General features: G+C 57.0%; 12 protein-coding genes. 4 read left to right on the forward strand and 8 right to left on the reverse strand.

Going from position 1 to position 14,286, the window contains the following annotated elements:
- Positions 1-49 precede the first annotated feature (49 nt).
- Positions 50-1,750: a recombinase family protein gene (locus UP06_RS18760; RefSeq protein WP_245305503.1), complete on the forward strand. Its 1,701-nt coding sequence runs from the start codon at positions 50-52 to the stop codon at positions 1,748-1,750.
- Positions 1,751-2,048: 298 nt separating this feature from the next.
- Here the strand turns inward: UP06_RS18760 and UP06_RS18770 are convergent, their stop codons facing one another.
- On the reverse strand, positions 2,049-2,849 hold the full coding sequence (locus UP06_RS18770) for a hypothetical protein (protein ID WP_045004660.1): 801 nt from the start codon (positions 2,847-2,849) through the stop codon (positions 2,049-2,051).
- A 77-nt stretch (positions 2,850-2,926) separates the two neighbouring features.
- Here UP06_RS18770 and UP06_RS18775 point away from each other — a divergent pair, with 77 nt between their 5' ends.
- A complete protein-coding gene (locus tag UP06_RS18775; protein WP_045004661.1) occupies positions 2,927-3,166 on the forward strand; it encodes a helix-turn-helix domain-containing protein in 240 nt (79 codons plus the stop codon).
- Between the two features lie 532 nt (positions 3,167-3,698).
- Here UP06_RS18775 and UP06_RS18780 read toward each other — a convergent pair.
- From UP06_RS18780 to UP06_RS42680, 4 genes are all read right to left on the reverse strand, one after another.
- Positions 3,699-4,127, reverse strand: coding sequence for a DUF6641 family protein (locus UP06_RS18780; protein ID WP_045004663.1), 429 nt, complete (start codon positions 4,125-4,127; stop codon positions 3,699-3,701).
- A 212-nt stretch (positions 4,128-4,339) separates the two neighbouring features.
- Positions 4,340-7,726 carry a type ISP restriction/modification enzyme gene (locus UP06_RS18785; protein ID WP_156163058.1) on the reverse strand — a complete coding sequence of 1,129 codons (3,387 nt, stop codon included), beginning with the start codon at positions 7,724-7,726 and terminating at the stop codon, positions 4,340-4,342.
- 156 nt (positions 7,727-7,882) lie between these two features.
- A complete protein-coding gene (locus UP06_RS18790) occupies positions 7,883-8,647 on the reverse strand; it encodes a hypothetical protein (RefSeq protein ID WP_197087304.1) in 765 nt (254 codons plus the stop codon).
- Positions 8,648-8,659: 12 nt separating this feature from the next.
- Positions 8,660-9,172, reverse strand: a complete 513-nt coding sequence (locus UP06_RS42680) for a Panacea domain-containing protein (protein WP_045004665.1) — start codon at positions 9,170-9,172, stop codon at positions 8,660-8,662.
- Positions 9,173-9,551: 379 nt separating this feature from the next.
- On the opposite strand from UP06_RS42680, the gene UP06_RS18800 reads away from it, so the two are divergent.
- Positions 9,552-10,583, forward strand: a complete 1,032-nt coding sequence (locus UP06_RS18800; RefSeq protein WP_045004667.1) for an AbiU2 domain-containing protein — start codon at positions 9,552-9,554, stop codon at positions 10,581-10,583.
- Positions 10,584-11,228: 645 nt separating this feature from the next.
- Here the strand turns inward: UP06_RS18800 and UP06_RS18805 are convergent.
- From UP06_RS18805 to UP06_RS18810, 3 genes are all read right to left on the reverse strand, one after another.
- Complete coding sequence (locus tag UP06_RS18805; protein ID WP_197087306.1) at positions 11,229-12,212, reverse strand: ABC transporter substrate-binding protein; 984 nt, start codon at positions 12,210-12,212, stop codon at positions 11,229-11,231.
- Positions 12,213-12,406: 194 nt separating this feature from the next.
- Positions 12,407-12,583, reverse strand: a complete 177-nt coding sequence (locus UP06_RS39985; RefSeq protein WP_082081477.1) for a DUF2934 domain-containing protein — start codon at positions 12,581-12,583, stop codon at positions 12,407-12,409.
- Positions 12,584-12,653: 70 nt separating this feature from the next.
- A complete protein-coding gene (locus tag UP06_RS18810) occupies positions 12,654-12,857 on the reverse strand; it encodes a CsbD family protein (protein ID WP_045004672.1) in 204 nt (67 codons plus the stop codon).
- Between the two features lie 756 nt (positions 12,858-13,613).
- Between UP06_RS18810 and UP06_RS18815 the strand changes: the two genes are divergently transcribed.
- A complete protein-coding gene (locus UP06_RS18815; protein WP_045004673.1) occupies positions 13,614-14,198 on the forward strand; it encodes a tyrosine-type recombinase/integrase in 585 nt (194 codons plus the stop codon).
- Positions 14,199-14,286 lie beyond the last annotated feature (88 nt).

Consider the following 14,286-nt stretch of genomic DNA (forward strand, 5'->3'; position numbering starts at 1 on the left):
ATTCTGAGGCCGCAAATCCTTGAAACCCCACGCTTATTCCTACCTTCGGATGTCCACCGACCTCCAGCTGAAGGGGGACAGCAAGCGCCGCCAGCTTGAGGCTTCGCGTCGTTTCGCCAGCGAGAATGGCCTGGAGCTGGCCGAGGGAGCGGAGCTGGAGGACATTGGAGTCTCTGCATTCAAGGGGGCGAATGTTCGTGATGGAAGCCTCGGCCGCTTTCTCAAGGCAATCGAGTCAGGGCTTGTTAAGCCTGGCTCCTATCTGCTCGTTGAATCGCTCGACCGACTGACGAGACAGGAGCTCAACAAGGCGCAGGCTCTGTTCCTGAGCATCATCCAGGCAGGCATCAACGTCGTAACGCTAGCTGACAATCGGATGTATCGCGCCGGTACCAATGACCTGGGCGACCTGATCTATTCGCTTGTCGTCATGGCGCGCGCCCATGAAGAATCGCAGCTCAAGAGCCAGCGGATCGGAGCGGCGTGGAAGAATAAACGCTCCCGTGCGGCGGCCGGGGTACCGATGACGGCATGGTGCCCGGGCTGGCTGAAGTTGTCGGAAGACGGGAGCCGCTATATCGAAATTCCTGAAAGGGCAGCAGTAGTCCGTGGAATCTTCGAGGACTCGGCTGGTGGGCTGGGGATCCTCAGCATCGCGAACCGCTTGAACCAAGCGAATGTGCCGACCTTTGGTAGCCGCAACGGCTGGTACGCCTCTTACGTAGCGAAGATCCTGGCGAACCGCGCAGTCTTGGGCGAATCGCAACCGCATTGTCGCGAAGACGGCAAGCGAATTCCTGACGGCGATCCCAACAGGGCATTTTTTCCGGCGATCATCGGGGAAGAATTGTTCTACCGCGCGCAGGTCGCCAAATCCGAGCGAAAAGTCAGCGGCTCTGGGCGCAAGGGAAAGAACTTCACCAACCTTTTCTCCGGATTGGCGCGGTGCGCCTATTGCAAGAGTCGAATGAAGCTTGAGAACAAGGGATCGGGCCGTAAGGGAACGACTTACTTTATCTGCGACAGAGCTTGGCGAAGATTGGGGTGCCCCGGGAAGAGATGGCGGTATCAGGACTTTGAAGCATCGTACCTCGCGTTCGTCGAGGAGGTTGATTTAGAGCGAGTCCTCACCGAATCGAACGGCACGGCTGTCAACAAAGTAGCTGACGAAATTTCCGGCTTGAAGGGAGCGCTCGCGGAGACGGAGAAGTTGATGGAGAGAACATACGAGGTCTTGACGCAAGGCGGTCCAGTGGACTTCGTGACGACGAAGCTTAAGGAGCAAGAGGCGCGAAAAACGGAGTTAAAGAGGCGTCTGGAAGCCGCCGAGAAGGAGGCGCAGCGTCTCACTGCTCGACGAGAGCAACAGCATCGCACGCGCGACGAGCTAAAGCATTTGGTCGATCGCGTCCGCAATGGCGAGGACGCGCATCTTTACAAGCTGAGGGCTCAGGTGGCATCTCACCTAAAGGCACTCACCGAAAGTCTTTTGGTCGCGTCGATCGGAGAAGCGCCGCTCGTCGAGGAAAGAGTTCGCAAGTTCCAGGAGCTGGCGGGACCTGCTCACGAAGACATAGTGAGTGCGATGTCAGCTCCGTCCGGCTTCCGTGACCATAGATACTTTTCAGTCGGCCTACGAGACGGGAAAGTGCGCATTGTTTTCCCAGACCGAGATGATCCTCTGAAATTTCGACAGCAGATCACCGCGGATGGTCTATGGGGTATTCAATCTTTTTCTGCCGAAGTGTGATCCAGCCCTTATTCCTTGACCTGAATACCAGCCGGGGTTTGTAGCCGACCCCGATAGGCACTCCAAAGAGTCGTGTGCAGACAAACCTCGCTAGGCGCTGACCACTCAAAGGGAGTCTGACGCCCGGTTGACGGGTCGACATGCCAGGCGGTCTCTCTGGCCGCGCTACGACTTGTCACTCCGGCCCCGAGTAGGCAGTAAGCGCCATCGGGCAGGATGCCGCCCGCTTGATGATCCCAGAGCACGATGCCGGCTCCGATCGCCAGAAAAATCAAAATGTCTCTCATGGAAATGCCCTCTATCGGTGACACTTCGCGAGCAAGGCCTTGAGCGTGCCTATGACCCGCTGCTCGATCGCGGGGTAGTTGAACCCCTGTTGAGGCGGAAACAGTATACCGAGCGCGGACATGCGTACTTGAAGACCAGACGAAGACAGATCGATGCTCTGTAACAATTCGCCTCCAGCGTAAGGCTGGATGCCGTCGTACCAGCGCCTTTCCTGCGCAAAAAGCGCCTGACGTCTAGCGACAGCGTCTGGATATGCGGAGACGAGGTCCGCTTCGAGGGGCGGCGGTGGCAACGTGACCCAAGCGTTCGGTCGGTCTGACATGGCGGCCCTGAGCGTCGGCATGTTAGACTTTGTTAAGTCGAAGCCGAGGTTCACCGTGGGCTTGAGGCTTATCCGCGTCTCGTTGAGAGACCGAAGGTCAACGGTCGCCTCGCGCGCGACGGGTAACGAGCCGTCGATACTCCCGTCCCACTTGCGCGGGACGTCGGACGGAAGCGATCGACGCTCGACTACCGTGATTCGGCATTCATCAGGGTAGGTAACCTCGATGCTGGCGCCGTAGCGCGACAGGCACTTGACGCGATCTGCATAGAGCTGCCCCGGGAGGCAGTCTCCTGCAAGCTTGGTCATGACCCAATTGCGCTTGATGAGGCTGCCCAGCTCCTGTTCGGGAGTCGCCGTTTCCGCCGTCGTCGGCTGTCTAAGCGCATCGTTGGACTGGCCAACAGACGGATGTGACTGCGACGTAAAGACAACTACAAGCAAGCTTCTTGCAGCTTGAAAAACTTTCCCAGCCAAGCTCTTCTTCAACCAACCCTCCCAAGCTCAATCCAATTTGCGGCTTTAAAGCCGTGGGCCAATAAACCACGGGTTGGTCTGGTCCGTACATGGACCTACGCCAAGTTTTTGCGACAAACCTCCGGCGCATCCGGCATGACCGGAAGCTCTCGCAGGAGCGGCTGGCGAACGATGCTGGGGTGGACCGGGCCTACCTCAGCCGGGTCGAGCGGGCCGTGACCTACGTTGGCCTGGAGATCGTCGAGAAGCTGGCTAAGATCTTGGACGTTGACCCGGCCGAGTTCTTTCGGAAGCCGGCAAGGACAGGTGCTCGACGGAAGGGCGGCTGAGCCCCTTCGAGCCCCCGCCTGTCTTCCCGGAATGACCGGAAGGGCATGACCAGCCCCGTTACCCACCGGCATCAGGAGGCTTCCTGGCTTCGTCCCTTCTCGTCTGGGGGATTATGCGCGAAAGCGCTGGACGAGAGGGCCTCGTACGAAGAATGCCCCACATTTAGCCCGTAGGCGAATTGGACGAGTAACGGCACGTCCGGCGACTGACGCTCGCCAACTCTGACGACCATTGCGGCTGCGGGGTATGGCAGACATGACTAGCGACGTCGCGTCAGGTGAGCGATCGAGCACCCTAACGTCCGAGAATTGCCGCTCCTCGGTCGGGGTCCGAGCGTCGGACGAGCGTCTCTGACTGCGCGTGGAGGCCAATACGCACTGGAGCGGTTCGTGTCCGGTGGGAAATCTTCCCCGCCCGGTTTAACGATCGCGCCTTGAGAAGGACCGACCCGCGATAAGCTGCGCAGTCTTCCGGCGAGAGATCGGGAAGACGGGCTGGAAGCAGTGTAGCCGCCCAGCCCGTCTGAAGAGATCAAGCGGCCTTACGGGACTTACCAATCCCGCCGGTCTTGGCTGCTTGGCTGAAGTGGTCGTCCAGCTCGCCAGCCCTGACAGCCCCGATAAGGGCATCGATCACGGCCGGCAGCTTGTCCTTCGAGCCGACGACGATGCCGGCCTTGCCCTTCTCGAACTCGACCGGCTTCGAGCCGAACTTGATAGACATGACCACTTGTCCGCTCGCGTCGGTCTTCCACCACGGCCGGACGGCCTGCTGCTTGGTCGTGGCCTGACGCTCGCCGTTGACCTTAGTCCAGCGCTGGACGGTCCGGACGTGATTGGGGTCGTGGAGGAGTAGCTTCTGCTCCTCCAGCTTGGTGATGAACTTGGTCCGGCGCATCTGGACCGGATCGTTACCCGCCTTGGGCAGCGCGGTGAACGAGAGTGACTTGAGGATCGGCATCTGGGTTCTCCGTGGTTGGATAAACCCGCCCGATCTTATTCGCAGGTCGGACCTTGTACATGCCAGTGCGCAGAACGGTGGCGACCCAGGAAAGGACTGGGTAGCCACTGTCTAAGAAAGTTGATTCGCTGGGTTTTCGATCCGCCCGGGGGTCCATTGTGTACCGGTTTTGTGTGCCGAAACAAGCGAAGCGGTGATCGGAGCTTGCTGAGTTACTTGGTCCCGAACAGATCAGGAGCGCCAGCGACTTGCGCCTTCCGTCCCCCCTTTGCGCTCGGCGGAGCAGCAAGTGCGCCGGCAGCCGCTAATGCTTGGAAACCGATCAGGGGTCCTGCGCAAATGCGCTCCATCAAGCCAGCTTGGGTTGACTCAAGCTTCACCAAAGAGCCGAGCACATGGAGCAAGTTCATCAGGTCCGTTGTGTAGTCATCTAGCCAATGGTCGGGCTGCATCTTCTCTAGAGGAGACGGGGAACGTCGGTCGCCAATCATCGGACGAGACCGGTCAAACTTACGGTAGCTGAACCATTGCCGCAGAACGTTCCTACCTGAGACCTCGTATTCAAAGACCGCTTGCGGGACGTTGTCGATGAACCCCTTGCCTACAAACAATCTAAGGCGTGAAGGATCGTATTCCATGGTGTTCGGCAGCGGTTCGGGCGCACCGGGGATTGCCCCGTCTGCAGGAATAGTCGGCCCCTCTCCCGGTGGTAGCCGGGGCGGCGAGGGAGGACGGCCCGCACTAGCGTCGGCGTATCGTTCACCGTAGCTGTGCAGCCAAATCACTCGGCGTCCGATGTCTACTGCTTCAACAAACAGCTCTGACTGAGCCGTGACGGGCACACGGAGACCTGGCCGCAAAAGATCACTTTGAAAGTGCTTGGTGAAGGCAGGATGGGCCAATAATGCTGAGATGTAGGCTACCATATCTTCGGGCGACACGGTCCGGCTGAAGACTGACGAAAGGTAGTCCGTCAGCGCTGGTTTAACGTTTGGAATCGTAGCGGCAGCATCTCGCCACAACGGAAACACGCGCCCGCTTGAGGACCCCTTGTAAAAGTTCTGGTCGGGCAACAGAGCCGATAGTGTCAGCGCGGGTCCATTCTCTGGCGACCGTTTCTCAAGCGAAATGAGGAACACTTGGTGCCGGCTCATACTTTGCCAAAGCTCCGGTCGAGCAGAAAGGAGTAGTCGGTTGTCAGGGATCAGCCATTGGCGGTCAAAAGATCTAAAGCCAAATCTGATGGGGTTAACCACTGAGCCGTGATCGTTCGCGACGGTGATTTGCCTGAACTCATGTCCAACGAGCCCGTCAGTGACGACTTTATTGGTATGGCGGTCCGCCAACTTCCCATCCCGAAGCGTTGGAAAAAACAACTCCTCTTTTCGTGCTGGCGAGGTCTCAGTGACAAGCCTGTCCCATCGCTGGCGCAGGCTCGCAGTATCTGGCGCAACGACCCAAGTCCTTCCAGGCATGATGCCAGAGCTATTGGAGACGAAACAATCGTCGAGCGAGACAAACGCACCCCACTCGCCTGCCCGATCGGGCAAAAATGCATCTCTCCAGCCGCTCGGCCCGTCGAACCATCCGCTGTCAGCCAGTGACAGGTCGGTCAAAGCTTTGAACTTCTCCTCTCGCTTTCCTTCGGGAAGCTCTCGGAAGTGCAAACGGGCAGGTTCGTTCACGTTCTTTTTTGGAGCACGAGCCGCGAGCACAATGCATATTGGCTGTTGCACACCTTGAAAGATGCGGGTCGCGACCTCTGGCTGGTGTCCCTCAGGGGAGCAGTCAATGACCCAGATTTCCGAACAGTCGCGCCTGAGCTGATCCCGCATCTTTTGAAATCCAGGTCCGTTTAGGAATGCAGCAGCTGTAATAAAGCAGACTATGCCGGACCGAGGCGTATCGGCCTCACCAGTTGCGTCTTGGTGGCCAGCCCCAAAAACTTTCAGTGTTGCCCAGCGCCAAAAGTAGACATAGAGGTTCTTAAGGTGCTTGAGATCCGTGCTGACGCCCCAGTCGGTGGGTGGACTCCACAGGTCCATGGGGGCCGCTCGGCCAGCGCTGCCGGCCTCAATCCATGCGCCTTTTCCTTTGGCCTTATCCTTGTACGGCGGGTTCCCTATCACGACCGTTATCGGTTCGCTGCGCTTGATGGCGTTTGCCAGCTGCCGCGATTCCCCGATTGGCTGGGTCATAGACGAAAATTGCGTTTGAATGGCGTAGGGATCGCCGAGTGTATCGGTGACGTAGAGTCGTAACGTCGGTAAGCTGCGACTGCCTTCCTTTAGGCCCATCAAGGTTTGCACTTCGGCAATGAGTCGGAGTTGTGCCACCGCAAACGGCCCGAACTGCATTTCAAAACCAATTAACCGTTCGATCGCGGATGCGATTGCGCCCGGCACCGCTCCCGCGCCCAAATCAATCTCTACAGTCTCCGCGATACGCCTCAGCGCACCGAGGAGATAGGCTCCAGTGCCCACTGCAGGATCTGCCAATGTAACTTCCTGCGACGCAAGTCCTTGTGGCAGGCCGAATAGCGCCGTGTCGCGTAATGCCTCATCGACCAAACGGACCATGGCTGTCACGACATCCGGCGGGGTATAATAGGAACCGGTGCGCTTTCTGAGCGCGTTGTCATAGACTTCTAGAAAATCCTGGTAGAAATAGAGCCAAGCGTCCGCATCGCCCTTCGTCAGGATTCGCCAATCGACAGCATCGAGCACGCGAGCTAGAGTCCAAAGAGCGCTATCCAGCCCCTTTTGGTTCTCGGGATCGTCCGTGAGTAGGCGAAGCGCGGTACCTATGAGCGAGTTGGACTTGCGCAGCTCCAGCGCCGCCTTGTCGATACCATTCTTGAGTTCGATCTCGCGGGCCCGCGCTACCAGTAGGCCAAAGGTGACCGCTTGCGCGTAACCATCCGCAAACTCTTGGTCGCTGGCATTCGGAAAAAGCAGGGAGCGCCACTCTGCCGCGAGTGAAGTAAGGGCAGGACTGCCGCGCTCAAGCTCTTCTGTCACCTCATCACGCAGGAGCCGACAAAGCCGAGCTGTGATTTCTGCAAGTTGCTTGACAGTGCGGGGCGCTATTGGCGTCCAGTGAAGGAAGTCGCTAACGGCGGTCAGCAGGGAAGCTGGGGCAACCAGTGTGTTACCGGAGCTTTCCACGCTTCCATCGAGCGAAATCACAGTGCCCTGAAGAACACCATTGCGCCAAAGACTGAAGTTATTGCCATCGGTATAGATGAGATTGGGGAGAGATTTGAGCTTTTGCCATTGCTTCTTGTCATGCTCGTCAGTGAAACGGCGCGGGTCCGCGCCTTTCCCGGGCGCTTTCAGTTCAATGAAACCGACCAGAGCATTCTGCACGGTTGCTGCGTAGTCTGGCCGAGTGGAAAGCGAGCTTAGAGTAGTTTCCCCAACGAGACTGACGGCGTCATGGGGCAACCCTGTCAACGGTGCCAGGTCTTTTAGCAGTCGTTCGATCGGCGCACGCAGCTGATCTTCAGGCGCACCAATAGCGGCCTTGTTCGATAGTTTCGACTTGGTGGCTGCCCCGAACGTAGAGACAGCCGATTTAAAAGTAACTTCCGCAGTCACGGCTACCGATTCCCAAAGATTGCAGGCCCGAGTGGCGTGCCCGGTTAAAATTCGGAGGCAGCAGAGCGCCGCGCGGCCGAATCACCAAGCATCCGGTTATATGCCCGGCAAAATGGTTTGACACCGGTCCCGTCCAGAATGACTTCAGTGTTTGGATCAGGACGGAGTGAGTGGGTCGTCGTCAAAGAAATCTGCCTGCCTCGGGTCGCGCTCACGGGTCTGGCCTTCGCCCGGTCGACCTGTAGAAGCGGACAGCTCTGCGACTGCCATGAAGTAGCCTTCGGCAAAAACGGTGAGCATCTCCAGCTTTGTTGGCTCACTGACGCGAGGAATATCTCGCGCGTCAATGATACGAAGTTGTCGCGGTGGTTTCGACTGTTCCGCCTTCAGCCTTTTCACTTTCGGCACGCTGAAATCCAAGATTTGGAAATCGGCCGCAGCTAGATCGGGGTCATCTGCCAGAAGTTCGTCCACTAACGTAACGAAGAGCGACAGTCGCGCATCGGCCAATGGATTTGATCGCCAGAAGCTGAACCACGGAAAGGTGAGTTTACCTCCTGCCCCGTACAACAGTGGAGGATCAAAGGGCACCATCAACCCACGGCCAATCGAGTAGTAACGCCGGTCAATTCCTTGCACGAAGTCGGGGGCCACACTGGCAAAGTGATCCCGGATGAGCGGAAGAACGCCTAGCAGGTTTCCCCGCACGTCGGCCCGTTTGACGCCACGGCAAATACCTTCGACGATTTCATCGTAGGGCTGGTTGAAGACGAGCATGTCCCTTACAGCTGCAAACAATGGATTGTAGTTAAAGATCGGCGGGTTTTCGACTAGGGAGACAAGTTTCCGGCAGGTCCGCTCGGGCGTGTTGCGCCAATTGCGAGCCAGATGCTGTACCGATGGCACTTTAAGTTTCGACACGCCGGCCTCGCTTCATTGCAGAATGAATGGGGGTACCCGTTTGGAATAGAAACTTACTATCTGCTCGTCTGGGATCTTCATGCCGGGGTTTATTGCCCCCGAGTGATTCCATACAGTGTACCATGGCCCACCTACAGCGTGCGTAAGTTCAACTAAATCCCCGGGTCGGAGGCGGGAATAGAACGTTACTATTTTTGTGAGCATATCCGTTGTTGCACTATCAAAATTATATTGCACAACCTCGTTGCGTCCCGTCAGCGGATCGATTCGCGTTGCTCGCCCACCGATGGGCGACCGATCAAAACTCTTAAACTCGCGATACAGATACGGAAGGACAGGCCCGTATTCCCAAGCTTCGAATCTCTGTCCGACGAGCGGAGACTTAAGCTCAATCAACGACCATACGTGGCAGAAGTAGACGATTTTCTGCAGGGAGAGGTTCGAGATTTTCACTCCGCGCTCGGCACAGACGTCGAGGACGAAATTGGCTACCGCTCGGCCGTCGTAAGGCATTCTGACGTCCATTGTTCCTATTTCGTTCTAGTCGATTTCGCCGAGTCCGACAAGGCTGATGCTGGTGATAACCCGCGATCATGGCTGGCTTGGAGGCAGCATGGCTTCCCCTCAGGGCTGCGCCTGTCTGGCGGCTGCGGATACTCGCTCCGCTAAGGTGCACCCTCATAATCCTAATGAAGTCTGGTGACGGCCGGTCTGCGCGGCGCATCATGGCGAAGAAATTACGCGCTATCTGGATCGGCGTGATCATCAGGCCGAATGGAAGCCCCCACCAGCCCAATGTTCCGCTATAGCCGATCGCCTTCCACTGATGCTTCCGACCACACGACTGGCAACAAAGGTGAGAAAGCGACCGCCACTGCGTCCATATGACGACCGAGTGGACCCGATGGCTCTTGTGGATGTCAATATTTGCCTCGGCACCGCATTCCTCGCACGGTCCAGTTCGCAGCTTCTGGATCTCCGCATCGATTACTTTCGGAGCAAACTCGTCCAACAGCTCAAGGATTCATCCGCGCTCGCGGCATTGGTGGGTGCAGAAGCGGAGATTGCCGTGGACGGCGGCCCCACCGCGATACGTTGTCCCGCAATAATCGCAAACCGCCATCTTATTTCCGCCCTGCAGTCCCTTATATCAGGGGTTGTCGGGGCGGCGACGGGGTATTTTGTGACCAATCCATTTGAAGAAGAACTGGAGGTCTTCCGCACTGAGGAAGAGAGCGCCCAGCAGCATTTTTTTGCGTTCCTCTCGGTGCGGACCCTGGCTGGGTCGGATGAGGGTGTGCTCCGGAACATGAACTCGACGCCACTTTTCTGGCGAACCACCCATCACGCAATGCTGTTGGCGGCGTTCGCCACGCTGGGGCGGATATTCGATCAAGACGCCAAGTCGGATCACAACATTGACAAGCTGATCCGGGTCACCAATGACAACCTGCATCTGTTGACGAAGTCGGGACTCGCGGCCCGCCGTGTTGCTTCCGGCTCCATGACCCCGGCGGAGGCAAATCGCTACGCCGCCGACGCCTACGATATGACGGTGCAGGACGTGCGGGATTTGAAAAAGCAGGTAGCGCATTGGCGGCGTCTCTACGAAGACAAATACCGCGACGTGAGGCACTTCGTTTTCGCCCACAAGAAGACGCGGAGCACCGTCGAGCAGGTATTGGCGCGAACGAACATCGAGGAAGTTAAGCAATTGTTCGGCTTCCTCGCCGGAGTCTATCACGCGCTTGATCAGCTTTATATCAACGGCCGCCGGCCCGTCGTGCAGGTTCGGACGTTTGAACTACCGCCAAATTCCCGAGCGTCATCGATGTCGCCTGGTGAGCGGGTCTTTGCCGAAGGACATGAGGTGTTGCGCATGGTGACGATTCCGGATCCTGACGAGCTTCGATCTAACGCCGGTTTGGAAGCCTAGCAGTGTCAGTGAATGCGTCGCTATTCCCCGGGGGACGTTCCATTTCCGCGCATCGTTTTAAGGCTGCGTTCCGTGATCCTCACCAACCAACAGCGACATCAATGCACGCGAGACCTCGCGTCATCCCTGCTGATTGCCTAAGTCCATTTGACTCATGTGCTCCTCTTGCCCGGCGATTCCCCTCGAAAAATATGGTGACAACGCTGGTTGACTGAGTTGGGAGCCGAGTCAGGCTTGCATGCCGGTCTTTAAAACTCAGTCGAGCGTCTGGGTGAACTGATTATAGAATAACCCTTCTATCATCAGTCCCCTCAAGTCCCTGACCCTTGGGCATTTTCATGTTCGGTAAGAAGAGACCTCTTATACGACCGATTATACTTCAGCATCATCCTCGCGCTTCATAACGGGTCCAGCCCTGATCTTGCTGCGATCAAGCTCTCGGACCCCGGGGCCGGGGGTAGCCGAAATTGGGTCCCCGGAAAGGGTAGCACAGCAAGCAAGGATCCTTCGCCGCACGACTTGAAATCGATGATCCCGGCTTGCTGCTAAGATCCGCTTACGGTCGATGTCTGCTGCTGCGCCAGAAGCGGACGGAATAGCCCTCGTAGGGCTTGTCGGCTAAGGGCCAATAGGCGACTTGTGGTTCTATTCAATTACTTCGTCAGCTTGAGCGAGTAGTGTCGTTGGAACTACAAGGTTGAGTGCCTTTGCAGTTCTAACATTGATCCATAGTTCGACCCGCGTTGGCTGCTCGACTGGCAAGTCGCCGGGTCGTGTACCCTCAAGAATCCTTTTGATGTAGTAGGCTGAACGAATAAAGAGACGCCGTCTCGATGCACCATATGCGAGTAGGCCACCCTCTCCGACGAAATCTGGCGATGTTGCGAAGCTCGGAATGCGGTGCGTCAATGCCAGCGAGGCGATGCGTTCGCTCAAATCAAAAATTCCAGAATCCGACATAATTTGTAGTAGGTCGGGTCGGTGGCCGGCAATTCCGGCGAACACATCGTCTAATACCTCCGGCGTCTTCAGTTCCGCTGGGAGAACCGTCATGCCGACAGCCTCCGCTTGCGCCCGGAGCTTTTCCAGGAAAGACGAATGGGTCGGATTTCTTGGGTTAAAGAGAGCTGCAATTGTCATTGCCTTGGGAACAATGCTCCGCTGAAACTCCAGCAGCTTCGTTGTTAGATCTTCTTCAAGGTTCGCGAGACCTGTTGTGTTCCCGGAGGGTTTTGAAAGGCTAGCCACGAGACCGGCTCCGACCGGATCGTTGATCGATAGCATAACGATGGCAATGGGCGGATTAAGCTTCTGTGCGGCGCGTACGGAGGCAATCGTATGGGCGAGTATGATCGTGATGCCTGTTTGAGCTAGCTCCTGTGCCAGCGCTGGAAACCTTTCATAGTCTCCTTCCGCATAGCGCGGCTGGAGCAAATAATCCCGCCCGTCGACTAGACCGAAATCGAAAAGCCCTTGTTTGATCGCTTTGATCAGATTCACCGTATAATGCGATGTCGCTGAGCCACTTGCGAGAAGTCCGATGCGGATCGGAGTCCTTTGAGCGAGAGCCTCCAATGGTAACGCGGCTGTCGCAGCTCCCATAAGCTTCATGAACTTGCGTCGTTGCATGGCCACCTCCAGACGAGGAGAGTGTATCTTATCGCCGCAAACTGACCGCAGATAGGGTTGAAAACCGTTTCTCGATCTACAGCAAGACTTGCTGGCCGATGTCCGCATCGGGTCAAAAAGCGAAATGGCCAGTGTTGCCCGCCGACGTCTGCTTGAGCCCCTGAAGCAGACATCTCAATATCTACTAGTGTGGCCTAAACCGGCAAGTTGTCTGTCAAACCCGGCGGGGGATCACCTAACTCGGTCCGCTCTTTCAACAGCGCGCTCTCCGCTTCGTACCAGAACTTATCCATTCTGCATGCCGGTTCGCCAGCGTCCTTCCATAGCTGATAAGCCTTGATACGAATCTCTTCTTCGGTTGGACCAGACATGACCAGACTCCTCGAAACTTAATCGCACTCAAACAAAAGGGCCCTGCCTAAGCAGAGCCCCTTGTGCTGATCACCACTTCTGGCGACCGTACCAACTGTTTACTTCCTTCTGCGCTTGGTCCTTTGCGTAACCATAGCGCTGCTGCAGACGGCCTTCGAGCTGGTCTTGCTTGCCTGCAATGACGTCGAGATCATCGTCAGTAAGCTTGCCCCATTGCTCTTTGACTTTGCCCTTCATTTCCTTCCAGTTGCCTTCCACACGATTCCAATCCATCGCTAATCTCCTTTGGATGGGAATCCGCCAACTGAAGCACGCCTATTTGGTCCCTATCACCACCTGACTTCATCGTCCGTCTGCTAACATGTCCGCTAAGAGGCGCTGACCAACCGCGTGTCGTTTGTCGGTTTCCTCAAGGGCCCCATTCCTCGGCTCAAACTTGGTCACCACGACTGAGTGCGCCTCACCAGCCGCGCGAGGCCAGTCGCGCAATATTTCGATAAACCGAAATATCTCTTGCGCCGTCGGGCAAAACAGTGGTTGATAGGGTGCTGGTAGTCGACATGGGAGCCAGCGTCGTGGCTGACGGAAACGAAACGTCTACAGAGCTATCGAAGATAGCCAAGCTCAACGGAGACTTCAGGAAGAACTACGGGACACTACTCGGAGCCTTCCTTTATCTGCGCTCGATCAGTGCCGCGCGTGGACGTTCTTGGTTCTGGTCCGGCTTGGTTTCGCTCGTTTGCTCGGCGGCGATGGCTTGGCTCGGGAAACACAGCTTATCTTGGTTAGTCGGCGGATAATTCGCAACGGACATGAATCTCGCAGCAACAAGCTCGGCCGGGCGTCGAAGAGGGGCGGGGGGTAGCTGAATTTGGGTCCCCCGAAAGGGTAGCACAGCTCGCGCAACGACGCTTCGAGAGTATTCTTCTCCGCGGCCCCAGAGCCTGAAGACATCAGCATGTACGATTGATCCGGACTGGTTACACTCCAGCGTCCTATTAGCCGTCGATTTTGCGTCGGGAGGACGAAATGGGATTGGGCAAGCAAGCGAAGACGTTGAGCAAGGGGCAGGCCGAGGCCGTGCTCGCTTACCTTGCGACGACCAGGTACCCCGAGCGAAACAGACTGATCTTCCTGCTCTCAGCTAAGGCCGGCCTACGAGCGAAAGAAATCGCTTGCCTGACATGGCGAATGACCAATGACGCTTCGGGCGACATCGCCCAAGCCATTTGCCTGTTTGACATCGCGAGCAAGGGAAAGTCGGGCCGGACGATCCCGCTGCACCCGGATGCCCGTAGCGCGCTGATCGAATACAGGAAGACGATCACTCGAAGGATGAGCGAGTACGTTATCGTCACTGAGCGCGGGAGTCGGACCTCCGCGCAGGCGATCGTCAACATGTTTCAGCGCTGGTATCGGCATCTGGGCTTCTATGGCTGCTCCAGCCATAGCGGGCGGCGCACCTTCATCACCGGTGCCGCGCGGAAAATATCAAGTGTCGGCGGGTCGCTCAGAGACGTCCAGATTTTAGCGGGTCATTCCAACTTGCGGACCACCCAACGATACATCGAGCAGGACGCTGACGCGCAGAGGAAGGTCGTCCAACAACTCTAGGAGCGTGCGTCCACCAGTTGAGTTGGTGCCTCGCTTTAAAAGGTAAACCAGCGTTTATCTTTTACAATCGTCCGGCATCGGATGGCTC

The organism is Bradyrhizobium sp. LTSP857, from assembly GCF_000938285.1.
In the GTDB taxonomy this organism is placed as follows: Bacteria; Pseudomonadota; Alphaproteobacteria; order Rhizobiales; family Xanthobacteraceae; genus Bradyrhizobium.